Origin of the sequence: Cohnella rhizoplanae (genome assembly GCF_948329515.1) — a bacterium.
GTDB lineage: Bacteria > Bacillota > Bacilli > Paenibacillales > Paenibacillaceae > Cohnella > Cohnella rhizoplanae.
The window spans coordinates 53,361-77,389 of record NZ_CAOJCN010000006.1 but is presented as its reverse complement, the minus strand read 5'-3'; the positions used below and the strand labels follow the sequence as shown (position 1 = coordinate 77,389).

The 24,029-nt window shown below is 61.4% G+C and carries 21 protein-coding genes and 1 other RNA gene; 4 read left to right on the top strand and 18 right to left on the bottom strand.

Annotation, left to right across the window (positions count from 1 at the left end; translation table 11 throughout):
• Window position 1: 1 nt before the first annotated feature.
• From PQG80_RS11815 to PQG80_RS11780, 8 genes are all read right to left on the bottom strand, one after another.
• Window positions 2-217 carry a hypothetical protein gene (locus tag PQG80_RS11815; protein ID WP_271751543.1) on the bottom strand — a complete coding sequence of 72 codons (216 nt, stop codon included), beginning with the start codon at window positions 215-217 and terminating at the stop codon, window positions 2-4.
• Window positions 204-1,121, bottom strand: coding sequence for a recombination protein RecT (gene recT / locus PQG80_RS11810; protein ID WP_271751542.1), 918 nt, complete (start codon window positions 1,119-1,121; stop codon window positions 204-206). Before recT ends, PQG80_RS11815 begins: the two co-directional genes overlap by 14 nt.
• A gap of 10 nt (window positions 1,122-1,131) precedes the next feature.
• Window positions 1,132-2,079, bottom strand: a complete 948-nt coding sequence (locus PQG80_RS11805; protein ID WP_271751541.1) for a YqaJ viral recombinase family nuclease — start codon at window positions 2,077-2,079, stop codon at window positions 1,132-1,134.
• Between the two features lie 83 nt (window positions 2,080-2,162).
• On the bottom strand, window positions 2,163-2,339 hold the full coding sequence (locus tag PQG80_RS11800; protein ID WP_271751540.1) for a hypothetical protein: 177 nt from the start codon (window positions 2,337-2,339) through the stop codon (window positions 2,163-2,165).
• 331 nt (window positions 2,340-2,670) lie between these two features.
• A complete protein-coding gene (locus tag PQG80_RS11795) occupies window positions 2,671-2,868 on the bottom strand; it encodes a hypothetical protein (RefSeq protein ID WP_271751539.1) in 198 nt (65 codons plus the stop codon).
• Complete coding sequence (locus PQG80_RS11790; protein ID WP_271751538.1) at window positions 2,831-3,223, bottom strand: helix-turn-helix domain-containing protein; 393 nt, start codon at window positions 3,221-3,223, stop codon at window positions 2,831-2,833. The genes PQG80_RS11795 and PQG80_RS11790 overlap by 38 nt, the downstream gene beginning before the upstream one ends.
• A gap of 117 nt (window positions 3,224-3,340) precedes the next feature.
• Window positions 3,341-3,478 (bottom strand): hypothetical protein, encoded by a 138-nt coding sequence (locus PQG80_RS11785; RefSeq protein WP_271751537.1) that lies wholly within the window; start codon window positions 3,476-3,478, stop codon window positions 3,341-3,343.
• 244 nt (window positions 3,479-3,722) lie between these two features.
• Complete coding sequence (locus PQG80_RS11780; RefSeq protein WP_271751748.1) at window positions 3,723-3,959, bottom strand: helix-turn-helix transcriptional regulator; 237 nt, start codon at window positions 3,957-3,959, stop codon at window positions 3,723-3,725.
• Window positions 3,960-4,116: 157 nt separating this feature from the next.
• Here PQG80_RS11780 and PQG80_RS11775 point away from each other — a divergent pair, with 157 nt between their 5' ends.
• The 4 genes from PQG80_RS11775 (at window position 4,117) to PQG80_RS11760 (ending at window position 7,101) form a co-directional block, all read left to right on the top strand.
• Complete coding sequence (locus tag PQG80_RS11775; protein ID WP_271751536.1) at window positions 4,117-4,464, top strand: helix-turn-helix transcriptional regulator; 348 nt, start codon at window positions 4,117-4,119, stop codon at window positions 4,462-4,464.
• A 13-nt stretch (window positions 4,465-4,477) separates the two neighbouring features.
• Complete coding sequence (locus PQG80_RS11770; RefSeq protein ID WP_271751535.1) at window positions 4,478-5,251, top strand: ImmA/IrrE family metallo-endopeptidase; 774 nt, start codon at window positions 4,478-4,480, stop codon at window positions 5,249-5,251.
• A 38-nt stretch (window positions 5,252-5,289) separates the two neighbouring features.
• Window positions 5,290-5,496, top strand: coding sequence for a hypothetical protein (locus PQG80_RS11765; RefSeq protein WP_271751534.1), 207 nt, complete (start codon window positions 5,290-5,292; stop codon window positions 5,494-5,496).
• A gap of 198 nt (window positions 5,497-5,694) precedes the next feature.
• Window positions 5,695-7,101 carry a recombinase family protein gene (locus PQG80_RS11760; protein WP_271751533.1) on the top strand — a complete coding sequence of 469 codons (1,407 nt, stop codon included), beginning with the start codon at window positions 5,695-5,697 and terminating at the stop codon, window positions 7,099-7,101.
• A gap of 97 nt (window positions 7,102-7,198) precedes the next feature.
• Here PQG80_RS11760 and ssrA read toward each other — a convergent pair.
• The 10 genes from ssrA to PQG80_RS11710 form a co-directional block, all read right to left on the bottom strand.
• Window positions 7,199-7,562: a transfer-messenger RNA gene (gene ssrA / locus PQG80_RS11755) on the bottom strand.
• A gap of 277 nt (window positions 7,563-7,839) precedes the next feature.
• Window positions 7,840-8,325: an SsrA-binding protein SmpB gene (gene smpB, locus PQG80_RS11750; RefSeq protein WP_217597866.1), complete on the bottom strand. Its 486-nt coding sequence runs from the start codon at window positions 8,323-8,325 to the stop codon at window positions 7,840-7,842.
• A gap of 225 nt (window positions 8,326-8,550) precedes the next feature.
• A complete protein-coding gene (gene pyrB / locus PQG80_RS11745; protein WP_271751532.1) occupies window positions 8,551-9,486 on the bottom strand; it encodes an aspartate carbamoyltransferase in 936 nt (311 codons plus the stop codon).
• 535 nt (window positions 9,487-10,021) lie between these two features.
• Window positions 10,022-13,108 (bottom strand): ribonuclease R, encoded by a 3,087-nt coding sequence (gene rnr / locus PQG80_RS11740; RefSeq protein WP_432432749.1) that lies wholly within the window; start codon window positions 13,106-13,108, stop codon window positions 10,022-10,024.
• A 194-nt stretch (window positions 13,109-13,302) separates the two neighbouring features.
• Complete coding sequence (secG, locus tag PQG80_RS11735; protein ID WP_271751530.1) at window positions 13,303-13,539, bottom strand: preprotein translocase subunit SecG; 237 nt, start codon at window positions 13,537-13,539, stop codon at window positions 13,303-13,305.
• Between the two features lie 181 nt (window positions 13,540-13,720).
• On the bottom strand, window positions 13,721-15,331 hold the full coding sequence (locus PQG80_RS11730; protein ID WP_432432748.1) for a catalase: 1,611 nt from the start codon (window positions 15,329-15,331) through the stop codon (window positions 13,721-13,723).
• A gap of 196 nt (window positions 15,332-15,527) precedes the next feature.
• On the bottom strand, window positions 15,528-16,298 hold the full coding sequence (locus PQG80_RS11725) for a sugar phosphate isomerase/epimerase family protein (RefSeq protein ID WP_271751529.1): 771 nt from the start codon (window positions 16,296-16,298) through the stop codon (window positions 15,528-15,530).
• Window positions 16,299-16,643: 345 nt separating this feature from the next.
• Complete coding sequence (locus PQG80_RS11720) at window positions 16,644-19,394, bottom strand: alpha-mannosidase (RefSeq protein WP_271751746.1); 2,751 nt, start codon at window positions 19,392-19,394, stop codon at window positions 16,644-16,646.
• A 25-nt stretch (window positions 19,395-19,419) separates the two neighbouring features.
• The gene (locus tag PQG80_RS11715; RefSeq protein WP_271751528.1) at window positions 19,420-22,593 is read right to left on the bottom strand and encodes a beta-galactosidase; all 3,174 of its coding nucleotides are present in this window, start codon (window positions 22,591-22,593) and stop codon (window positions 19,420-19,422) included.
• Complete coding sequence (locus PQG80_RS11710; RefSeq protein ID WP_271751526.1) at window positions 22,586-23,911, bottom strand: glycoside hydrolase family 125 protein; 1,326 nt, start codon at window positions 23,909-23,911, stop codon at window positions 22,586-22,588. The genes PQG80_RS11715 and PQG80_RS11710 overlap by 8 nt, the downstream gene beginning before the upstream one ends.
• Between the last annotated feature and the right edge of the window lie 118 nt (window positions 23,912-24,029).

Genomic DNA, 24,029 nt, shown 5'->3' with positions numbered 1-24,029 from the left:
CTCAACCTTCCTTCACTCGATCATCTTGCAGAAAAATATCGGGGTACTTCGCACGCTTCACGGTCCAGCCGGGATAGCAGAGAGCGAAGTACCGCACGATCTCCTGTTGGAAGGCCGCCTTGTCCGTCTTCAGCAGCGCCCAGATCTTGTCCGAGACGCCCGAGCGGAGCAGCGGCCTTCCGAACTCGTCGGGGTATTCGACGTCAGTTGATGGCATCGGCTACGAGTGTGAGCTCGTCCTGCTCAGGATCGGCGTCGTCGCCCTGCTCTTCGCGCTCGTCATCCTGCGTCGGCGTGATGTCGATGAAGTCGCCGCCAGTCTGCGGAATGTCAGATCGAACCGTTTCGTCCTTCGCAACGGCATCAGCGACCTCGATGCTGATCGGTAGCCACTTCCAACCGGCACGCACGACCGTCTTCTTGCACATCTCCTCGAGATCACTCATCCAAGGGTTGTCGTCTTTCCCATACTTCACGGCATTCTGGTACCCGGCCGATCGGTCACGGTGCTTCAGGATCTCAGCCATCGGCATGTAATTCACGTAGTGGCCGCCATCCTTGAACTTCGCCACCATGTACGCGCCACGGATGTTCCCGGGCTTCTCTGGCTTCTCAGACCGGATATGCCAAGGGACATGCGTCAGCTTCTCCTCGAGGCCGTATACCAATTCGAGATCGTCGTTTTCGTAGACGACATGAGCCGTAATACTCTGGATGTGTCCTGACCGCCGGGCGAGGTCGATCATGCCCTTGTATCCGATGATGAATTGCACTTCGGTGACGCCGGCCTTCTTATTCTTGAACGGGACAAAGTAGCATTGTCCCAGGAGCCCAGGCTCGAGGCCGAGCTGGCCGGCCTGCATGACGGCAGCCATAAGGGAAGGCACGGTGCATTCGAGGAGCTTCGGGTTCGTGCGGATCGTCGTCAGCGCAATGCGGCTGAGACGGTCGATGCTCATGTGCTTCGGCAAGGCTTCGGCGATCTGGCCTTTCATGCGTTCCATGTAGGCGCCGATCGTTTGCGAAGGGGTGGCCGCCGGGGCGTTCCCGGTCGCTGCCGCTTGCTGTTGGAGCTTGCCTGCCAGCTCTCCATTCGAGCGGCTCGTATTTGCTGCTGCCATTATGTTCGCCTCACTTAATCAGGAATTTCCGGACCGGCTTGGTCACGGCGTACTTCGCGAAAATCTCGGGTTGCTCAGCCTTGAACGTCTTCGTATCCATCCGCGTCTCGTCGTGCGACTTCCAAGTGGCGATCTTCTCGCCGTTAAGCATGATGATCTCTGCGTCAGCTGCTGCGGCCTTGATGAAGTTCTTGGCAGCCTCGAGACGCTCTTCGGCGGCCTTCTTAGCGGCTTCGGCCTCGCGCAGTTCCTTCACTCGCGGCTCGTAGTCGCTTGATAGCTGCAGGATGCTATCCGGCGTGCTCGTAGGATAAAGGTAGCTCAGCAGGTCCGTGGAGGCCGCGCTACCGTCGATCATGGGAGGGTTCTTCTTCAGCACGTGTTCGTACCAGAACTGCTTCTCCATGTCGATCAGGTACTTCGAAATGCGATCATCGCGTTCAATATAAGTCGACTTGAATTTGAATCCGCCGAAGCCGCCAAGCAGAACTGCGAAGTGGCCGTAATCCAATCCCATAACCGTCATGTAATGCTGAAGCTGAATCGCATAGTGATCGGGGATCCGGTCGTCCTCCCAGTCCTTCTCGTTCGTCGTCGTCTTCACTTCGAGCAACCCTTTACGCTTCTGCGCGTCGGTAACGAGCCGATCTACATTGCCGATCATGAAGCGATGCTCCGGGTGCTGGTAGAGCTTGTGAGACCGCTGGATCTTTAGCCCCGTGCGAAGCGAGAACTCCTTCGCCACCACATCCTCCAGCGCGTTCCCCCAGTAGGCTGCTTCGCCGGTCGTGTCCGGGAAAGATTGCCCGGTCTTTTCGAGGAACACGGCGACCTTCGATTTCCACGGGTTGAGCCCGACGACGGCCGATGCATCCGATCCGCCTATGCCGCGCGTCCGGAGATTCAGCCATTCCTCGCGGGGTAAGCCTTTCGTTACCGCTGCTACGCTGAGTGCCATGAGGTGAAGCCTCCCTCTTGATCTGATTGGGCCACCGTGATACGATGGCCGTGAGATGTTTCCCGATGACCCGTTCCCGCGGGTCATTTTGCTTTTTCCGTCCACTTCCCGTTGATCATCCGCATCGACAATCCGCAGAGATTTGTGCGGTACTGAGGCTCGACCCGGATACCCTCGACGTTAACGAACACATTGACCGCTACCGCCTCGGGGAACATTTCCTTCAACATCGCATGGACGATCTGGATCTGGGTTTCCACTTCATCACCTGCCCTTCTGACGCTTGAACGCATCTGTGAGGGGCGGAACGCATTCCGCCGCCCACGGGACGATTTCAAACCTACTCAACCCGGGTGGTCTGTGTTAAAATGAGCGTAACGAGACTCCTTAGACGGGCTCTCAACCGCACTCTCCCTGGCCGGAGGGTGTTTTTCATTTCTTGGGGCTTGTCCAGCTCTGCAATGTGGCTGTTCAGCCAATCGATAGCCGCGGGCCTGACGTCCGGATCCGACCGGTGTGGATGGCTGTGCATCCAGTCCCGGAACATCTCCAGTTCCTCGCGCCGCCTTGCCGCCGCTCGCTGCATGTCCGTCATGAGAGGTCCACCCCGATCTCCGTGATGCCGGCCTCTTCGTTCGCGCAGCTTTGGCAGTAATCGTGCTTGCCGAACCGGTACTTCGCCTTCGTCAGCCGACCGCTGCATTCATAGCACCGTGGGCCCGTCCATTCCTTGCTCGCGTACTTCTCCGGGTCATATCCGCCCGCGTAGGGCTCCAATCTTTGCTCCAACCCTGGCATGTTCTTTCTCCCTCCGTTTCATCAAATGCACCGCCGCCATGCTTTCCTTCATGTTCTTCATGACCGCCTCGAGCTGCCTTAGCTTCTTCCATCCGTCGTTCGCGCCAGTGAAGTCCAGGTTCATCAGGTCGATGCCGTTCGTCGCCGCGCACCATTCGCGCACTAGCGTATATGCAGGCTCTTTTATTGCGCCGGTCTCCACCTTCGCGATCGTGGAGCGTTCGACGTGCAACTTCATTGCAAGCTGCTGCTGCGTCATCCCGGCGCGCTCCCGGCTGGCCTTCAGCATTTCTCCCACACGCTGACTCATCGTTCCGTTCACCACCCTCCTGTGCTGATTCTTCACATCGGAGGGTCTTCTGTGTGATGCCGTAAGACCGTATGATTGCTCTAACAGATCGATCTCCTCGTACTCCCCCGCCTCGCCCACCGCCAACATCCCCCACGCGGTGGGATTTTCCCGTTAAGCCGTCGTCTTGCGGCGCGCCTTGTTCGCTTCGATCTCCCGATATGCCTGCTCCAGCAGTTCTCGCGGAAATGAGCTCAGCGGAATCACTGCCAGCGGCGGCAACTTCGGCGCCGGTTCCTTGGACTTGGCCATGATGTGATCACCTCGCTTCCCACGAACGCAGCCACTTGTCGGCTGCTTGATTGAATAACGCTGCCGTCAATCGCATTTCTGACGGCGTCACTCCCTTAACCTCGACGGCGACTTTCACAAATCCAGCGGCCATCTGGCTAAGCTCCAGCAATCTCTGCGGTGACTCGGCCACGTGGTAGTCCGTGCTCGTCGCGGCCAGTTCCGCAATCGCAGCCTCGATTTCATTCCGTCCCGGTCGTTCCAGTTAGATCACCTCCCTCAATAGTTTCGATTCGAAACGTTCGAGGTCAAAAAAAATCGTCCAGTCCAACTCGAACTTGCTAAATTCCAATCCGGCAGCAATCTTTTTCGCCGCATCTACGCTCGGCGCCCTATTGCCGCTTTCGATATTTGCATATGCACTGCGGCTAATCCCTGCCTTTTTAGCGGCTTCGTCCTGGGTCAATTCTCCTCGAATTCTTGCGAGCCACTCTAATTGCATCGCCAACCTCATCACCTCCAACGTTTCGAATCGAAACACTTTCTAAAGTGATTATATGTTTCACTTCGAAACATGTCAAGCCATTTTGTTTCTAATTGGGGAATCCGTTTTTTGTTTCATATTGAAACTGTATACTGGTCCTGGAAGGTGGTCAGTGATGAAACTCGTAAACCTTGAAAAGGAAAGAGTTAAGCGTGATTGGACACAAGAGCATCTAGCCGATCTTGTTGGAGTTGCTCGTTCAACATACGCAAATTGGGAAAGTGGAAAGCGCGAGCCCGACCTGACAACCATTGAAAAACTAGCGGATATTTTCGAGGTGTCGGTGGACTACCTACTGGGGCGTGATCTTTACGCTACACCAAAGAACCATGACTCAAGTGTGAATGAACCTGCAGTACAGTTCATCCTTCGCGCAAAGAAAGAGCTTTCTTCAAAGGACTTCGAGCGCATGATGGAATTAACCCGAAAAGCCCGCGAAATGTTTGACGACACCGATAAATAAGGGATGAGTCCTGGTGCTGACACCTCAGATACTTTCTCCGCGGTTTCAGTATGCTAAGATCGCGGCGCAGTCCGTCTTGGTTGAACTGGGCAACCCTGAACCACCGATTGATCTACACCCCTATTTTAAGAAGCGTGGATGGATCGTCTCCTATGAGGATATGGGGGACGTGGATGGCATGACAGTTAAGGTTCTTCGGCCTGGTGGCGTCCGCTTCGTTGCCTATATTTCTACAGGCGATACCTCCGTTTATGGTGGCGAGATAATACGCAGGCGCCAGCGCTTCACGCTTGGTCACGAGCTGGGGCACATCCTAATGCATGGCAAGTACCTTTTGGACAGCGAACAGATCCCTTTCGCGCTGCCGTCGCACGTCGCGGCAAACATGGAAGTCGAGGCCCACTGGTTCTCGAGCATGGTGCTGATGCCGAATTACGTATTCCGAGGGATAACCGACCTTTTGCCTGAGCAGTTGGCCGATCGCTGCGGCGTGAACCTTACGCCAGCTCGAAAGCGCCTGCGGAATCTATCGCCGTCCATTCGCGAGTCGCTCATCCAGAGTGCGAGGCTTGACCGCTGGCCGAAGTACGACGACGAGGATTACGAACGCTGCGAGTACATCCGGGACCGTCGCCTTGATACATGGGATTCGTTTGAACAGGCATTCTCTAGAAGCAAAATGGTCTATATCTGCCCGAGCTGCAGCCTAATACATACGGAACGAATTATCTTCGGCCGTCTGTGCATTGAATGCCATACGCCAATCGTGAAAGTCAGTGGAATATGAGCCAATCCCTCAGCCGATGGGGAACCTCAGAGGTCGCCATGAAAAACCTACTAGGCATCTGCCTGCTGATTAATTTCATTGCGTTCGGATACAGCGCCTACCAAATAGCAGGATACTATTCATTGATTATTACGGCGGCCTTCATCGCCATTACTATAATGGGCGTCGTCTCGTTTTCCAAAGAAGTAGAAAGGGAAACGGAAGCCCGTGTCCGTCGCCAATATGAATCAGTCCGCCGTCATTAATCACGCCTTCGTCCACTCCATCCCAATCGCCATCTGGTATGGTGAGGAGCTTATGGGCATGGGACTGGTGAAGCAGCACACGAAATATACCGTCGTCCTATCCGATAACCAGCACTATTACAAGCACATCTTCACCTTCAAATTACTTAAGCAGCCGGCCCTCCGATAGGGCCGTTTCTGTTCTAGGGAGGGAAAGTCATGAGAGCCGCCATATACACCCGCGTCAGCACCACCATGCAGGCGGACGAGGGCTTCAGCCTCGAGGCGCAGCAGGACACCCTCATGCAGACGATCGAACGAAAGGGCCTGCAGCTCTACCGCGTCTACTCCGACCCAGGCATCAGTGGCAAGACGTTCAAGCGGCCGGGCGTCCAGGCGATGATCGCGGATATGAAGGCCAAGCGCTTCGACACCCTGCTGATCCACAAGCTTGACCGGCTGAGCCGCAGCATGGGCGACATCATCGCCTTCATTGAGCTCGTGAACAAGCTGGACGTGCGCCTCATCATCTCCGCGCAGGGCCAGGACGAGATCGACACGCGCTCGCCGCTCGGCAAGGCGTTCCTGCAATTCAACGGAATTTGGGCGGAGCTGTACCTGAACAACCTGCGCGAGGAGACGCTGAAGGGCCTCGTGAAGAAAGCGCAGAAGGGCGGCCGGCACATTTCGCGCGCGCCACTCGGCTACGAGCTGGACGAGACGTATCAGATGCATATCGTGGAATCAGAGGCGATGCTGGTCCGGGAGGTCTTCAATCTGTTCGTGGACAAAGGCTGGGGCGTGAACAAGATCGCGAAGCACATGAACGCCTTCTCGACGACAAAGGAAGGCGGCAAATGGGACAACAAGAACGTGAGGAACGTACTGACGAATCCGACCTACGCCGGCTACAACCACTTCAAGCCGGAGCACTGGCCGGAGGAGAACCGGATCCTGACCGAGGGCACGCACGAGGCGATCATTCCGCGCGAGCAGTTCGAGACGGTCCGGAATTACCGCGAGCGCCGGTCGAACGGGCACATGTCGAAGCGATCGTTCGACTATCCATACGGCGGCATCGTGAAGTGCGGCCGCTGCGGCGCCACGTACGCAGGGAACGGCTCAGTCGTCGCTGGCAAGCAGTACCGCGGCTACCGCTGCCTGAATCAGTACGCGAAGGCGACGTGCGACGCGCCCAGCATCTCCGAGCGGCAGCTCAACGCCCTGGTATGGGGCCGCATCGAGATCATGGGGGACGATCTGCCTGATCCAGTCAAGAAGCCGAAGAAGCAGACGGTCAACATCCAGAAGGAGATCGAGACGAGCAACAAGCGGCGGAAGAACTGGATGATGGCGCTCGGCGATGGTAAGCTGTCCGGCGAGGACTACGCGCAACTGGTCGAGGAAGAGGACGCGCGCGTCAAGGCGCTTCAGGTGCAGGTCCACGAGGACACGCCGGCCACGATCCCGGTCGCGGAGCTGAAGGCGGCCATGCTGCATATCCGGGAGAACTGGGACTTGATCGAGGTGGAGACGCAGAAGAAGCTCGCGCAGTCCATGCTTCGGAAAGTTGTCATCGATAAGAACGAGGATGGATGGCAGATCAAAGAGCTGCTGCCCGTATAAACGAAGAATCCCCGCGCCAGCCAGTGACGGCCAACGCGGGGATTTCTTTGTCCGGATTCTCGGACCCACCAAAAAACAGAAGCATTTTTCTGTACTTTGGTGGAGCCGAGGGGAGTCGAACCCCTGTCCGAAGATAACGCAACATAAGCTTCTACGGGTGTAGTGACAGATTTGATGTCACCCTAGAGACTCCCTGTCACCGGATTCCCTTCGGGTCAGCCTGATTGTCTTCTTCTGCTAGCCCCAGGCGGAGACTAAACAGCGTATCCCACTAAAGTTGAGCCCCTATCCCGCCACATGGGCGATGGAAGGTAGGAGCACGTGAGCAGTTTCTTAGGCTGCTACAGCGTAGGTTGGTTGTTGTTTGCCAGTTAATTGGCTTCCGCGTTGGTGAAGCAGCCGCAGCCCTACTACCCGCTACTCATGTCCGAACTACCCCCGTCGAATCCATAAACGGCCCCTAAATAAGAAACGAAGCCTTCGCGGCGGACCCATGATGGTCGGCCGAGCGAACGGATCTTCAGGCGCCAATCTCCCCGTTGCAGCGAGACCGGCAAGTACGAACATGGTGCATAAAACGAATCGCATCGGTGGAACTTCTATAGTATAGCACACCCCGCCGCCAATTACCGCACGGCAATACTGGGATGGATGGCGATGACTGCCTGATGCGGCCGATTAACGAAACGGAGCTTAACGTATCGTACGATTAACCGCTAACGCTAAGCGCTGCGCAGATTATCTCGCGACCTTTTGCTTCTCCCGCAATGCCCGCTGGATATCGCGCTCCGCGTCCTTTTTGGCGGCGGATTCGCGTTTGTCGTAGTTCTTCTTGCCTCGGCCGAGGCCGAGAAGGCACTTGGCGTACCCATTGCGGGTGTACACCTTCAGCGGCACGATGGTGTAGCCCTCCTGCTTGGATGCGCCGATGAGCTTGCGGATCTGGGCCTTGTGCATGAGCAGCTTGCGCGTGCGCGTCGGATCGGTCGGATTGTGCCGATTGCCCTGCTCGAACGGACTGATATGCATGTTGTGCAGGAAAATCTCGCCGTTCCTTATAGTCGCGAATGCGTCGCCCATATTGGCGCGGCCGCCGCGTAGCGACTTGATCTCCGTGCCCGTCAGCACCATGCCCGCTTCAAAGGTATCCTCGATGAAGTAATCATGCGAAGCCTTCCTGTTCTGCGCGAGCGGCTTGTCGAACTGGTCCTTGCTCTTCACCATGCTGCTTCACCTCTTGGAATTCCCCTGCAATCGGACTCTCATTATAACATGCGATTCCAATCGCTCACAACTGTGCCGTCAAAGAACGGATGCGTAACGCAGACAAGCAGGCCAACCATAAAGTACCCTATTTCCGTCATAGGATAACGGACCCTCTCGGCACGCTTCAGTTCGCTGCAATCTAAAAAGCAACGCCGGAGAACGCCTCCGGTCGCTGCCTCTGTGTTAGTTCGCTTGCAGCGCCCTGTCGATCAGCGCCATCCGGATGTATAGTCCATTCTGAGCCTGACGGAAGTATGCCGCTCTCGGATCTGCGTCGACCTCTTCGGCAATCTCCCCTGCACGGGGCAGCGGATGTAGCACGATCGCGTCGGGTCGCATACGGTCCATCAGCGCGGCGTCGACGATATACTGCCCGGCCGCTTTCTCGTATTCCTCGGGAGACGGGAACCTTTCCTTTTGGATTCGCGTCTGATAGAGCACGTCGACCGAACCGGCTACCGCGTTCAGATCCGTCGTCTCCTCGTAGCGCACGCCTTTTTCGTCCATATAATGCTTGACCGAAGGCGGGATCGGCGCGTTTTCCGGCGAGATGTAGTAGATCATGACGTTCTTGAAGTTGGCTAAAATGTAGCTCAGCGAGTGGACGGTCCGCCCGTAGGCGAGGTCGCCGACCATCGCGATGCGCAGGCCGTCCAGGCTGCCGCGTTCCTTCTGAATCGTATAAGCGTCGAGCAGCGCCTGCGTCGGGTGCTCGCCCGCTCCGTCGCCCGCGTTCAGTACTGGCACGCCAGCTACCGACGCCGCCCGCTTCGCCGCGCCGATCTCCGTGTGCCGCATCACGATGACGTCGCTATAGCCGCTGATGATGCGGATGGTATCCTCGAGCGTCTCGCCCTTGATCGCCGACGAGAACTGCGCCGCGTTCTCGGTCCCAATGACGCTCCCCCCGAGCCGGTTCATCGCGGACTCGAACGACAATCGCGTCCGCGTGCTCGCCTCGAAGAACAGCGTCGTCATGATCCGGCCCGCATGCCGCCGGTCCCCCCCGGCCCGCACGACATCTTCCATCGCCTTCGACGCCGCGAACAGCTCCTCGAGCTCGCTCCGCGAGAATTGCTTGGCGCCCAACACATGATACAGCTTGTCCCGCACACCCATCGCTCCGTGTCCTCCCCGTCGACGCAGCCTCGCGTCCATGTTCACCATGATCTATCCTAGCGGATTGCCTCGGGATTGTCTAATGGGATTTGCGGATTTATGGCGGGAAAAGTTGAAAATAGACGCGCCATCGCCAGCACGAAGATCGGCCGTGGAGCGCTCGCCGATTCAGAGCAGCCAGAGCTGTCGATCGGAGTGCACATCGGCTGGTCTGCCGGTCAATCGTAGGAATGTACTGTCAGTGGGAAGCACTTCGGTTTGGCTCACCGACTCAGAGCTGCAAGTGCTGTCGATGGGAAGCACTTAGTGGTGACTCACCGACTCAGAGCTGCAAGTGCTGTCAATAGAAAGCACATCGGCTGGCTCCTCGGCCCAGCTAGAAATGTGCTGTCGTTGGGAAGCATATCGACGAGCTGGCTTGCCGGTTCAGTGCGGGGAGGTACTTTCGGTGGTTACTCGTTGGTTGGCGGACCGGCAGCTCGGGACGGGGGCACGTATGAAAAAGACCTTCCGCAGCGCGGAAGGCCTCTTACGATTATGGTTGTTCCGGTGAAGGCGTCGTCGGCTTGGCGCCCGGCGCCTTCGGCTTGCGCCGGCGGCGCGGCTTGGCTGCGCCTTCGGGCTTCGCGCCCTCCGGCGCGCTCTTGCCCGCGGATGCCGCCGCCGTCTGCGCCGCGGCCTTGGCGCGCGCGCTGCGTCCGGCATCGCCGGACGGCTGCCCGCCGCCTTGCCCTTGGCCGCTGCCGGCCTGCGGGCGACCGCCCGGCCCCGGCTTGCCGCCGAAGCGGCCGCCGCGGCCGCCAGGACCGCCTGCGCCCGGTCTGCCGCCGCCCGAGCGATTGCCGCCGCTCCGGCCGTGGCCCATCGCGCTGCGTTCGCGGCGCAGCTGGCTCTTCTCGCCGTAGAAGCGTTCCTCGTCGTCATCGTTCACGTACTTCCGCGTCGTGAACGGGAGGCCCCACATGTCCAGCTTCGGACCGCGCTTGCTCTTCGGCGTCGGCGCCGGCACGTAGTCCGGCGAATCGCGGTTGATCTCAACCGCCGCGGCGTCCGGTTCGTGCCGCGGAGGGACTCCTGCATCGCTGCCCAAGCCGATCTGCTCCTCGCTCGCCAGCCCCGCGCCGCGCCGCTGCGGACGCGGCAGCTGTACCGCCGATTGCTCGAAGTCGCCGAGCTCGCTCAGCATCGGCGACTCGTCGCGCTCGTCGCTGGCTACGTCGCCTGCGCGCCCGCCGCGACCGCGCTTGCCGCCCGGCTGCGCGCCGGCGGCCACGTAAGGCGGCGCCACGTTCCCGGCGCCGCTATCACCGCGCGCGCCGCCGCGACGTCCGCCGCGGTTGCCTTCCGCCGCCGGCGCTTCCCCGCCGCCGCGGCGTTTCTTGCCCTTGCGCGCGCCCGCGATCCCGCCGGCGCCGCCGTTCCCCCCATTGCCGCGCTGGCCGGCTCCGCCGCCTCTGCTCTCGCTGCGCGGCTTCATGCCAACCACTTCGAAGTCGATGTTATAATCGTCCATGTTCACCCGTCCCACTCTAATCCGCACTTCGTCTCCCAATCGGTACACCTTGCTCGTGCGCTCGCCGAGCAGCGCCATCTGGCGCTCGTCGAAGTGGTAGTAGTCGTCGCCCATCTCGCCGAGACGGATCAGACCCTCTACCGTATTGTCCAGCACGACGAACATGCCGAAGCCCGTCACGCCGCTGATGATGCCGTCGTATTCCTCGCCGATCTTGTCCAGCATGAATTCGGCCTTCTTCAGCTTGCTCGTGTCGCGCTCCGCGTCGACAGCCACCCGCTCGCGCTCCGAAGACTGCTGCGCGATGTCCGGCATGCGGATCGCCCATTGCTCCAGGCGCTCTTCCGGCAGCGCGCCTCCGTTCTCCAGCACCTCGCGCATGACGCGATGAATGACCAGGTCCGGATAACGACGGATCGGGGAAGTGAAGTGCGTATAAAATTCGGCCGCAAGCCCGAAGTGTCCGAGGCTCTGCGAGTCGTACTTGGCCTGCTTCATCGAACGCAGCATCATCGTGCTGATGACGTTCTCTTCCTTGGTATCGCGGATCTGCTCCAGCAGATCCTGCAGCGCGCGCGGATGCACGGAGTTGCCCTTGCCGCGCACGGTATAGCCGAGATTCGAGGCGAACTGCACGAACGTGAGCAGCCTCTCGCTGTCCGGATCCTCGTGAATCCGGTACAGGAACGGCACCTTCAGCCAGTGGAAATGCTCCGCCACCGTCTCGTTCGCCGCCAGCATAAACTCTTCGATAATCTGCTCCGCGATCGACCGCTCGCGCTTCACGATGTCGACCGGCTTGCCTTCCTCGTCCACGATGACCTTGGACTCCTCGAAGTCGAAGTCGATCGCGCCGCGGCGCATCCGGCTGTCCCGCAGGGCCAGCGCCAGCTCGCGCATCGTGCGGAACGTCTCGACGAGCGGCGCGTACCGCTCCATCTGCTCGGGATCCTCGTCGACGAGGATCTTGCGGACGCTGTTGTAGCTCATGCGCTCGGTCGTCTTGATCACGCTGGTGAATACGTCGTGGCGCACGCGCTTCATCGTGCCGGCCTCGAACTCCATCTCGCAGGACATCGTCAGGCGGTCCACCTTGGGATTCAGCGAGCAGATGCCGTTCGACAGACGGTGCGGCAGCATCGGAATGACGCGGTCGACCAGGTAGACGCTGCAGCCGCGGTTGTAAGCTTCCTCGTCCAGCCGGGACTTGTCCTTCACGTAGTAGCTGACGTCCGCGATGTGCACGCCGAGCAGGAAGTTGCCGTTCGGCAGCCGCTCCACGTTCACCGCGTCGTCCAGGTCCTTGGCGTCCTCGCTGTCGATCGTCACGATCGTCTTGCCCCGCAGGTCGCGCCGGCCTTGGGCGGCGATCTCCTCTTCGGTGATCGCGTCAGGCGCGGCTTCGGCCTCGGCGTTCACATCGTCGGGGAACTTCTCCGGCAGCCCGTGCTTGCGGATAATGCTGAGAATGTCGACGCCCGGGTCGTCCTTGTGCCCGAGCACCTCGACGATCTCGCCCTCGGCGGCCGCCTTGCCCTCCGGATAGTGGACGATATCCGCCACGACCTTCTGGCCCGTGACCGCTCCCTTGAAGTTCACCGGGCGGACGTAGATTTCCTTGTTGATCCGCTTGTCGTCCGGGAGCACGAGGCCGTAGCTCTCGTGATGCTCGAACAGGCCGACGACCTGCGTTACGGCGCGGCTGACGATCTTGACGACTTCGCCTTCCATGCGGCTGCCGTCGTGATTCTTGGACGTGATGCGGGCGAGGACGATATCCCCGTTCATCGCGCCCTTAAGATCGTTCGCGTTAACGTAGAGATCGGGATGCCCCTCCTGCTCGGGCAGCAGAAAGGCGAAACCCTTCGCGTGCGCCTGTATCCGGCCCCGCAGCAGATTCATCTGTTCGGGAAGGCCGTAGCGCTGCGCGCGGGAACGCATGATTTTCCCCGCTTCTTCCATCTCCGTCAGCAGACGTAGGAATGCCTTGAATTCCCCGGCGTCCGTGATCTCGAAGCGCTCTTCGAGCTCCTTGTAAGTGAGCGGCTTGTAGTCTGAATTCTTCATCATCTCGAGCAACTCCTGCTCGCTCCACGATGGCACTGGCATCACCTCATCTTCCAATAGTATACACGATTTAGCGGTGAGCCAATCGGAGCGCAGCAAGTTGTCCCGAACCAAATAATCGCTACGGTGCCGGATGCAACCTGAATGCGGGCAGGGCGCTTGGCAAAATGCACCATGCCGATTCGTCATACAAAAAAAGCGGGAAGCCCCTGCTTCCCGCTTGAACGACGTTAGAATTACGCCTTCACGACGTAAGCAACGACCAAGGACAGAACGAAGAATCCGACTGCCAGAACGATCGTCATCCTTTGAAGGAACAGATCCAGTCCTCGTGCCTTCTGCTTACCGAACAGATGCTCCGCGCCGCCGGAGATGGCGCCCGACAGGCCCGCGCTCTTGCCGCGCTGCAACAATACCGTGCCGATCAGTCCGAGCGAGAAAATGACGAGTACAATTTTCAAAGCGATTTCCACTGCTTCCACCCCCCGTAATGCCGGAACACTGAAAACGGTTCAATAGGCACAAAACGTTAGTTTCATAATAGCACAAGCCCGCGGGAGGTGGCAACCACGGGTTTGGAGGGCGACAAAAAGTCCGGCCCCGGCCGAAGCCGGTTGCCGGACTGCTTCCCTGTGCATCAGACCGCATGAATCCTCAATACCCGTCCGTATCCCCGCCCAGCTTTTTGGCTTCCTCGACGCCCGCGTCCGCCCGAGCCGAGCCGGTGTGGGCAGGATCGCCCGCGATCCCCTTCGCCTCCAGCCCTTCGCACACGCGCCGGCCGTAATCCGCGTCCGCCTGCGTGAAGTAGCCGATCATCCGCTCCCGGATGTCCGCCTTGCAGATGCTCAGATTAGCCACCAGGTTGGCGATCAGCTCGTCGCGCTCCCAGTCCTCGAATGCGCGATACGTGTCGCCTGCCTGCTTGAAGTCGTTCGGCCGGTCGAGCTTCTGGCGCACGAGACGCGCATTATACTGCGGTTCATGATCCTTGCCCGGCTTCCGCGCTTCCTTCAATCCCCCGAGCGACGACGGCTCGTAGTTGACGTGCGGGCTCTGGCCCGGGGCGGCGTCGACGTTATAGGCCATCTGCCCGTCCCGCTGGTTCGTCGCGGTGTGCGTCTTGGGCGCGTTGATCGGCAGCTGCAAGTAGTTCGTCCCGACGCGGTGACGCTGCGTGTCCGAATAAGAGAATGTCCGCCCCTGCAGCAGCTTGTCGTCCGAGAAGTCGAGGCCGTCCACGAGCACGCCCGTACCGAACGCCGCCTGCTCTACCTCCGCGAAGTAGTTCGCCGGATTGCGGTCGAGCACCATCTTGCCCACGGGCAGCATCGGCGCCACGTCGTCCGGCCACAGCTTGGTCGGATCGAGCGGATCGAAGTCGAGCTCGGGATGCTCGTCGTCGCTCAGAATCTGCACGCGCAGCTCCCACTCCGGGTATTCGCCCTTCTCGATCGCTTCGTACAGGTCCTGCGTCGCATGGCTGTAATTCATGCCGACGATCTTGTTCGCGTCGTCCTGCGTCAAGTTGCGGATCGGCAGGTTCAGCGGCTCCCAATGGTACTTCACGAGCACGCCGACGCCTTCCTGATTGACCCACTTGTACGTATTGACGCCCGAGCCCTGCATCTGGCGATAGTTAGCCGGGATGCCCCACGGGGAGAAAAGGAAGGTCACCATGTGGGTAGCTTCCGGCGTGAGCGACAGGAAGTCGAACATCCGCTCCATATTGTTGACGTTCGTCACCGGGTCCGGCTTGAAGGCGTGCACCATGTCCGGGAACTTGAGCGGATCGCGGATGAAGAAGATCTTCAGGTTGTTGCCGACGAGGTCCCAGTTGCCGTCCTCGGTATAGAACTTGACCGCGAAGCCGCGCGGGTCGCGCAGCGTCTCCGGCGAGTGACCGCCGTGGACGACGGTCGAGAAGCGGACGAATACCGGCGTGCGCTTGCCCGCCTCCTGGAATAGCTTCGCCCGCGTGTATTTGGAGACGGGCTCGTCTCCGGCCTTGCCGTATGCCTCGAAGTAGCCGTGCGCCCCCGCGCCGCGCGCGTGCACGACCCGCTCCGGTATGCGTTCCCGGTCGAAGTGCGTGATTTTCTCCAGAAAATGATAGTTCTCCAGCGTCGTCGGTCCCCTGCTCCCGACCGTGCGCACGTTCTGGTTGTCCGTGATCGGATGTCCCTGGCGATCGGTCAGCGTCATGTCCTGCCGCGCGCCTTGCTCCTGTCCTTGCGCCCGGTCTTGATTCGGATTGTTCGTCATCGAATGGCCACCTCTATGAGTAAGAATGAATCGCTACTCTTACTCTATCCCTGGACTGGTAGGATATGCATGAAGATGCAATGAAGACCGGATGAACGCGCGGTGAAGAATAAAGACGGATCTTCCGGCGCATGCGAAAAAAGCCCGGCCGGCGGCCGGGCTTCGATCCTATACGCTCGCGTAGGCGGGACTGAACTTAGAACCAGCCGCGCTCTTTGAACCAGGCGTAGTTCAGCTTCGCGCTCTCGAGCGAGCTCACGTCGTACTGTTCCTGCTCGATGATGACGTACTCGACGCCCGCCTTCTCGGCGGCTGCCAGCGCGGCATCCCAATCGACGGAGCCCTTGCCGATCTCGGTGTCGGTGCCGTCTTCCTTGAAGTCCTTGGCATGCACGAGCGGCAGGCGGCCGGCATACTTCTCGATGTAGGCGGCAGGATCCTGACCGGCGACCTTCACCCAGCCGAGGTCGAACTCGAAGGTCAGCTCTTCGGCGGACAGCTGCTCGGACAGGTGATCGATGACCAGCTTGCCGTCCTGGGCAGGCTTGAACTCGAATGCGTGGTTGTGGTAGCCGAACTCCATGCCGGCCGCGCGTACGATCGCGGAGGCGCGCTTCAGCGTGTCGGCGAATTTGTTCACGTCTTCGACGGACGGATTGTCGGCCAGCGGGAACCAAGGCACGACGAAGCGCTTGACGCCGAGTTCTTTGTAGTAGGCGACCTTCTCGTTCAGGTCGGATTCGAACTTGTCCGGCTCCTGGACGTTCAGACCGACATGGGCCGAGTTGGCGTTAAGGCCGGCATCGGCCAGCGCCTTCTTCAGATCGGCGGCGGATACGCCGTAGTTGCCTGCCAGTTCGACGTTCTTGTATCCGATATCGGCGATCTCGCGGATCGTGCCGAGGAAGTCCTTCTCGCTGCGGTCGCGTACGGAGTATAGCTGGATACCCACTTGCGGCTTGCTCATCGTCATTTACCTCCAATAGGGGATTTGCGCGGACGCGCATATAGGGATTATTTGCTCAATCCTATTATAGGCATTCCAGGAGAACGCTTACGATTCCGATATTAGCTCAATTTATATGGCATTTGGACTTCGCGCCCTTCGATTGCGCCTGCGAATCCATTTCATGACGTTAACGGTATATAAAATGCTGCAGCTGAGGGCTGCAATGTCGCAGAGGCGTCCGAAAAGCAAAAACGGGATGAAGCAGCGTCGTTCATCTGCTCATCCCGTTTGCGTATAAGGGGGTCGTTCGGTTAACGGTCTAAATTAACTCTGACGGAGCGACCTAAAGTACTCTTACAGAGACTACTTCGCGGGCGACGGGGCCGCGCCGCGAATGCCAAGCGTGAAGATCTCGCACGCGCCCAGCTTGCGGACGAGCGCGCCGCCTGCCGCTGCCGGGGCAGCTTCGGCCCCGCGACGCTCCAGTACGTCGCTCTCGTAGAAGCCGGCGCCTGCCGCGCTCACGCGCAGCTCGGCCGCTTCCGGCCGCATGTTGAACCAGCGGACGAACAGGTCGCCGCTCTCCTCGCCGATCGCGGCGGAGGAGAACGCGACGCCCTCGCCTTGCCAGCTCAGCAGCTGACCGGAGACAGCCAGCGCGCCTGCGTGCACGCCGGTCTGCGCCAGCGTCCAAGGCGCCTGGAATTGATACGCCTCGGCATACGCGCCGTCCGTCGCCCCGTCGGCGCCGTGCGGAATGAGCAGCAGCTCGGACGTATGCTCGCCCAGGCACTGCGCCTCCGGCGTCGGGAAGACGCCCCAGTCGCCCAGCTCGGCGACCGAGCGGAGCAGCGTGACGGCGATCGTGTTCCGCCCGTCGCGGAGCACCTCGTATTCGTTCAGGCCGAGGTTCGCGACCGTCAGGCCGAACGCCCGGCCGTCGCACACGTCGACGAACGCCTGCTGATGCTGGGCGTTGCTCGGATTGCGCCACTCCGCGGCCGGCTCCGTATCCCGGCGCGCGATCTCGAAGATCGCGTCCGCCAGGTGCGCGTCCGCCTGCAGATCCGCCGGGAACAGAGCGCGGACGCGATGGTCCCGGGCGCGGTTGTCGATCGTCGTCCGGATGCCGACGCCCCGGCCGGACCGCTCCAGGCTGACGACGGTGCGAATCTCCATCGGCACCGTCTCCGCCACGCGCTGCGCCTTGCGGTCCGGGAAGTAGACGGCTTCCCGCTTCTCCTCCTCGAACAGCTCATCCGCAGAAGCCGGCACGGCCCAGCGGTGCACGATCTCGATGGCGCCGCGATGCGCCTCGTCCTCCGCGATACGAATCTCGGCCGCCAGGCCGCGAGTCGTCAGCGCCGCCTCGCCCTCGGGCTGCCGGTACATGTACTCGTTGCCGATGTCGCCGGTATCCTCGTAGACGAGCAGGTCGCGATAGGCGCGTCCGGTCCGCTTGTCCGTCACCGCCAGCGTGCCGTCGTCAGCAACCTCGACGCGCAGGCGCGAATTTTCCAATACGCGTTCCCCGACGACAAGCGAAGGCGACGCATTCGCCGCAACAGCCGCGCCCTTCACCCAGGCGTATGCCTTCCATCCGAGCGCCGGCACGTCCGCAGCCTCGAACGTCAGCTTGACGCGCCGCGTCCAGTACGGCTGGCGGAACTTGTCGTCCGGCAGGTCGTAGCCGAACTGCAGGCCGAGATCCTCCACCTGGCAATTCACGGCTTGCCCGTCTACATCCACCAGCGTCCGTCCGCCGATGTCCAGCGCCTTCATGCGGCGCTTCATCTCCTCGGGCGGGACGCCGTCGCGATAGTAGATCCGCTCGACGTCGAGCTCGATCTCCACCGTGCCCGTGCGCGGCCAGCCGGTCGTGTTGAACGTCACGAGCGGCAGCGCATCCGCGCCGTAGCCGGCGAACGCCGACGTATCGACCGCATCCGCCGCGGCCCGCTTGCTGTCGTCGATGATCGCCTCGGCGACATGCTTGCTTTTCTCGAACCGGGTCACCATCTCGCGATGGACCTCGTCGACGCTGCAGCCGCAGATGCTGTCGTGCGGATGGTTCTGCATGAGCGTCTTCCACGCGTAGGTCAGCAGGTGATGCGGGTACGCCTCGCCGATGCCGTGCGCGATGGCCGCCAGCGGTTCCGCCACGCGCTCGAGCAGGGCCTGGCCGAGCTGGTTCATCTGCTTCAGGTACACGCGCGCGGAGGCGGTGTTCACGAGCGTCGACCAGCCGTCGGTGCGCTGGCTGCGCAGCTCGCCCTTGACGACGGACAGGTTGTCGCCGAGCGACTGCCTGACCGACGCCAGGTAGTTCTCGAAGCTCGAATGGACGAATTCGGTGTCCGGGTACAGCCCGCGGGCGACGCGGATCGCCTCGGGCAGATCGGTCTGGATCGGCTGATGGTCGCAGCCGTTCATGTAGAGCAGTTGACCGGTCGACGCATAGCGCTCCGCGTCCGCGAGCTTACGGTCCCAATATTCCTTCGCCTCGGCTGCGTCGACAGGCACTTCGTTGCCGTTGCTGTACCAGTTGGCGAACAGGATGCCCAGCACGCGCGACCCGTCAGGCCCCTCCCAGATCAGCTCGGAGAACGACGATTCATACTCGGAATCGGCCACCGTATTATTGAACCCCGTCGGCTTAACGCCGCGTCCGAATATGGCGTTGTCGATGCCCGCCTGCTTCATGATCTGCGGCGCCTGCCCGATATTGCCGAACGTGTCGGGGAAGTAGCCGACCTTCGAGATCGTTCCGTACCGCGCCGCGTCGCGATGGCCGATGAGCAGGTTGCGGAGGTTCGCCTCGCCGCTCGTCAGGAACGCGTCCTGCAGAATGTACCAAGGCCCGATATGGATCCGGCCTTCCTTGATCAGCTTCTCCAGCCGCTCGCGCCGCTCGGGGCGCACCTGCAGGTAATCCTCCAGGATGATCGTCTGGCCGTCGAGGAAGAAGCTCCGGTACTCCCCGTCGCGTTCGAGGGTGTCCATCAGCGTATCCATCAGACGAATGAGCCGGACGTGATGCTTCTCATAGGGTAGATACCATTCGCGGTCCCAGTGGGTGTGCGAGATGATATGGGCGGTTCTTTTATGCTCCAACATGGTCGACTCCTCTCCTTGGCCTTCAGGCGCCGGCGCTTGTGCCGGTCTCCGCTTCGATCTTGGTCTCGTCCGGTCGGTAAACGGTCGTCAGACGTCCCTCGCGGTCCGCCGAGAACAGCACCGAACGCTCGCGCTCCAGCAGGAACGAATAGACGGCGCCGGTGGCGGCGTCCTTCACCCGGACCGGCGCATCGCAGGCGTATTCCGAGACGAACACGAACAGCGAGCCTTCCGCAAAGGAAAGCTTGCGTCCGTAGACGCCCGGCAGATCCCCGCCCGCCAGCCACTCGAGCGCGGGCTGATAGCCCGCCGTCTCCAGCGCGTGCGCGTACAGCGCGGCGATCGGCTCGCCGCGGTCGTTCAGCTCGACGGGCAGCGGGCACCAGAGGATGCGGCCGCTGCCGCAAGGCGCCTCGACGACGGCATCCCCGCCGCGGCGAGCGGCATCGTCAGCCGCAACCGCCGGGACTTCCTTGGCGACCTGCGCGATGCGCCGGCTGCCGTAGCTGACCGCGTACTGCTTGCCGCCGACGTCGAGCCTCTCCTCGCGCACCACGTTGGCGGGCGTCCGTTCGCCGAGCGCCGCGGCCAGGCGATCCGTATGCCGCCAGTAGGCGTCCAGACCGGCGGGACCGGTGACGAGCAGCGTCGCGCCCGTCCGGCCGACGATGTCCAGCAGCTCGGCATAGGCCGCGTCGTCCACGTTGTGGGCCGACGGCAGCACGATCAGCTTGGCCGGCTCGTCCAGCAGCGGCTTCAGATCGTACTCGGATACGCCGCGGAACGGCACCTTCAGCTCATAGGACAGCACGCGCGTCAGCCTGGTCGTGGCGTCGAAGGCCAGCTTGCGGTTGGACAGATCGTTCGAGTACGGGAAGATCACCGCTACGTCCTCGAGCTCCCGGCCCTTGAACAGATCGCGCGCCGCTTCCATGAACGCGCCGAAGTCGTACGAGACGTCCGCTTCCGGCTTCTCCGTGCCGTCCGCGCGAAGCGCGCCGATATGGGACTCGTTCGCGTTGTCCATATAGAAGTTCGTGTTCCAGATCCAGTGGATCGCGCCCGCGCCGCCCGCCGCGAAGGCGTAGGCGTACTTGCGCTCCAGCATCGCCTTCAGCTCCTGCTCCGAGCGCTTGGCCAGCCCTTCGGGCGTCTCCACGTACATGATGCCGGTCTCCTGGACGACGTTCGGCTTGTCCGCCGTCTTGGCGAAGATGCCGTCCCACAGCAGCTGGTCGTTCAGCCACCAGGAGTGCACCGTCGTGTAGTCGACCGCCTCTCCGTAGAAGAACGGAGAAGGCCGCTGCGCGCCGAGCGCCTCGTCTTGACCCACGGTCACGAGATGGTCCGGGCACAGGTCCTTGATCGCCGCGACGAGCTGCCGCGCCCACCGGTTGTGCATCTCCATCGAGAACAGCGCGTAGTCGAGCCAGCGCGTTCCCCGCTTGCCCGTGTGCATATCCTGCACGTCGAAGTTGATCTCCTCCGGCTCCGGCACGACGGCGGACGCGAAGTCCGGCAGCTCGCCGGGCGTCATGCCCCAGCGCTCGCGCAGCAGCGAGATCGTCCCGTGACGGGCTTCCAGCCACTCCGAGAAGGCCGCCTGCTCGAACGGATCGCGGCTCGAACGCGGACCGTCCGCGAAGATCCGCGCGGGATCGAACATCGACGGCTCGTTGATGAGATCCCAGTCGACGTGGGTCGTCTTCCGGTGACGGCTGACGATCGTGCGGATGAACCGCTTCTGCGCCTCCACGCTGCGGGGATCCAGGTACGGGTTGACGCCCTCCCAGGTCTCGGGCGTGAAGGAGAAAAAGGTGAAGGTAATTTGCAGCCCGTGCTTCTTGGCCGTCAGCAGGAAGGCGTCGACCGCGCGCAGCGCTTCCTCGGAGACATGGCCGTCCACCTGCATCATGTTGCGGTAGGCCGTCCAGATGCCCGTGCGGATCCAGTTGATGCCGGCGCGGCGCATCTGCGCCATGTCGCGGTCCCATACCGATACGTTCGGAAGGAAGAGGAACTTCCGCGCGACGTCGCTCGTCATGTACGTCATGCCGACGATCGGCAGCGGTCTTCCGTCCTTCTCGAAGTAGTCGCGTCCAGCCCGGATCGGCGTCCCTTCCGCCAGCAGGGCGGGATCGGCGCCCCAGAAGCCCTGGCGGAGGTAGCGGACTTCGCCGTCCCTCGACTCGGCCCGGCATACGACCTTATAGTAGCCGTTGCGTACGTCCGCCTGAACGGGGATCCGCCATACATCCAGCTCCGCCCCCGCCTCGGCTTCGAGTTCGTGCCGGTACACTTCGCCCGTGCCGCCGGCGCCTATCGAAGCACCGTCAGCCTCCCGCTCCACGCGGATGTCGAACGACCACTTCTGCTTGCCGCGATTCGCGCCTTCGCTGCCGAGACGGAGCGTCTGCGCCTGCAGCGTGAGCAGCGGGCGCTCATGCGCCTCATAGACCGCGTAGCTTGTCTTCAGCCAGAGCTCGGTCACGCCGACCGCGCAGAATCGCGCCCACGCCGCCAGCGCCACGAAGCCGCCGCGCGCCACGAACGAATCGCTCAGCGGTTGGCTCACGAACATCCAGCGCGCGCCGGCGAATTCGCCCTTGGTATTCTCCCACAGGACGACCGGGGCGGAGCGCTCGCGGCCGTCGTCCGACACGCCCTTCAGCAGCGCGTATACATGCGCGTCCATAGGCCCAGCGGAGCCCATCTGATGCGGCAGATCGCTTGATTTGCTCACGTGCGGCACCAGATTCCAGGTATCGGCCACCTCGAGCAGCGATTCCTGTCCGGCCAACAACGGGATATCCGCATGCGCCGCGTGCCGCGTCACGCGGTCCGCACGCACCCGCAGCATCTCGTGAATCCGCAGCTGCCGGTGATACGCCGTCTGCTCCGTTTCCGCATGCCAGACGCCGCCCTCGCGGCGAACCGGCCTGCGGAACGGCGCTCCGCCGGCGCTCAAGAGTCCGCCGCCCCTTTTCAGGTACGCGAGGATATCCTCCCAAGCGCCGATCGGGAAGTAGGGAGCGTGCAGGGATACGAAGCCATCCACGTCCGGCCGGCGCAGCCGCTCGCCGAGCTCCTCCGCGTTCGCCACTTCGCCGACCAGACGCACTTCTTCAAGCGTCAGCGCCGGCGCGCCCGGAAATGACGGGTCGAAGAAGACGACGATTTTCAAAGAATTATTCATCGAGCAATCCATCCTTCATCGCGCGGTAGACGAGCTGCGAGAACAAGCTGTTGGACCAGGCGAACCACTTGCGCGTGAACACGGCCGGATCGTCGGCGTGGAAGCCCTCGTGCATGAATCCGGTGTCTCCGTCCGTCGCCTCAAGCATCGCGATCATCTCGAGCTTCTCCTCGGCGGTCGACGCCGTGATGCCCTGCATGGACAGCGCCATATGCCAGATATAATCCGGCGGCGTATGCGGGCTGCCGATGCCGCGCGCGACCTTGCCCTCGTAGTAGAACGGATTCTCCTTGCTCAGGGCGAAGCGGCGCGTGTTCTGGTAGATCGGGTCGTCCGCGGACACGTAGCCGAGGTACGGGATCGACATGAGACCCGGCGTGCCGGCGTCGTCCATCAGACAGTAGTTGCCGTAGCCGTCCGTCTCGTACGCGTAGATCGGCCCGAACTCGGGATGCCGGTAGATGCCGTACAGCTGGATGCCGTGGTCGATGTCGGCTTCGAGCGCCTTCAGCTCGGCCAGCAGATCCATGTCGCGGAACACCCACTCGGCGAATTCCTGCATATGGCGAAGCGCGACGACCGCGAACATGTTGCCCGGGATGTTGTAGTGGAAGTCGCAGGCGTCGTCGCTCGAACGGAAGCCGGACCAGACCATGCCCGTGTAGTTGACCGGCATGCCCAAGCCGCCGTTGCGCAGGGAATCCGTCGGGATGCCGTTGTTGCGCGTGAAGCGGTACGGGGATTGCTCGAAGTGGCGCTGCTCGGTCTTGAACAGGTCGACGATCAGGCGCATCGCCTGCTTGAAGCCGGCGTCGAACACGTCCGCGCGCCCGGTTTCCTTCCAGTACAGGAAGGCGAGGCGCATCGAGAAGCACAGCGAGTCGATCTCGAACTTGCGCTCCCACACCCACGGCGACATCTCGGTGACGTCGGTCGTATTCCAATGCCAGTCGTTGGCGGATTCGTTAAACGCGTTGGCGTAAGGGTCTATCTGAATGTAGGCGATATGACGGCGGATGAGACCCGCGATGATGCGCTGCAGATCGGCGTCGTCCTTGGCCAGCGGCACGTAGTGGACGACCTGCTCGACGGAATCCCGCAGCCAGGACGCCGGGATGTCGCCGGTGATGACAAAGGTCGTGCCGTCGTCCAGCAGTTTGGTGGTCGTCTCCAGCGTGTTGGGGAAGCAGTTTTTGAAAAGCTGGAGCAGCTTCGGACGGTGCGCCAGCCGCTGCTCGGCCTCGGCGAGCACGTCGCGGACGGCCGCCGGCAGCGTCAGCTTCGGCATCGCGATCTGTGGCAATCTGAATTGTTCCATGGCAGGCAGTACCCCGCTTCTATATGAATTAACGAGCTAAATTAATGTGATGACTGTTGCGAACCACCGATTCGCACGATATAAGACGCTGGCGCATTGCTATTTCATTGCGAATCGC

Excerpts from the sequence above, each read along its gene's own strand:
- smpB (WP_217597866.1), bottom strand. The coding sequence starts at position 8,325 with ATGGTGAAGAGCAAGGACCAGTTCGACAAGCCGCTCGCGCAGAACAGG.
- PQG80_RS11775 (WP_271751536.1), top strand. The coding sequence starts at position 4,117 with ATGAAACTCGTAAACCTTGAAAAGGAAAGAGTTAAGCGTGATTGGACA.
- PQG80_RS11780 (WP_271751748.1), bottom strand. The coding sequence starts at position 3,959 with ATGCAATTAGAGTGGCTCGCAAGAATTCGAGGAGAATTGACCCAGGAC.
- recT (WP_271751542.1), bottom strand. The coding sequence starts at position 1,121 with ATGGCAGCAGCAAATACGAGCCGCTCGAATGGAGAGCTGGCAGGCAAG.
- PQG80_RS11730 (WP_432432748.1), bottom strand. The coding sequence starts at position 15,331 with ATGACGAACAATCCGAATCAAGACCGGGCGCAAGGACAGGAGCAAGGC.
- PQG80_RS11725 (WP_271751529.1), bottom strand. The coding sequence starts at position 16,298 with ATGAGCAAGCCGCAAGTGGGTATCCAGCTATACTCCGTACGCGACCGC.
- PQG80_RS11765 (WP_271751534.1), top strand. The coding sequence starts at position 5,290 with ATGAAAAACCTACTAGGCATCTGCCTGCTGATTAATTTCATTGCGTTC.
- rnr (WP_432432749.1), bottom strand. The coding sequence starts at position 13,108 with ATGCCAGTGCCATCGTGGAGCGAGCAGGAGTTGCTCGAGATGATGAAG.
- PQG80_RS11760 (WP_271751533.1), top strand. The coding sequence starts at position 5,695 with ATGAGAGCCGCCATATACACCCGCGTCAGCACCACCATGCAGGCGGAC.
- PQG80_RS11710 (WP_271751526.1), bottom strand. The coding sequence starts at position 23,911 with ATGGAACAATTCAGATTGCCACAGATCGCGATGCCGAAGCTGACGCTG.
- PQG80_RS11785 (WP_271751537.1), bottom strand. The coding sequence starts at position 3,478 with ATGGCCAAGTCCAAGGAACCGGCGCCGAAGTTGCCGCCGCTGGCAGTG.
- PQG80_RS11715 (WP_271751528.1), bottom strand. The coding sequence starts at position 22,593 with ATGAATAATTCTTTGAAAATCGTCGTCTTCTTCGACCCGTCATTTCCG.
- PQG80_RS11805 (WP_271751541.1), bottom strand. The coding sequence starts at position 2,079 with ATGGCACTCAGCGTAGCAGCGGTAACGAAAGGCTTACCCCGCGAGGAA.
- PQG80_RS11815 (WP_271751543.1), bottom strand. The coding sequence starts at position 217 with ATGCCATCAACTGACGTCGAATACCCCGACGAGTTCGGAAGGCCGCTG.
- pyrB (WP_271751532.1), bottom strand. The coding sequence starts at position 9,486 with ATGGGTGTGCGGGACAAGCTGTATCATGTGTTGGGCGCCAAGCAATTC.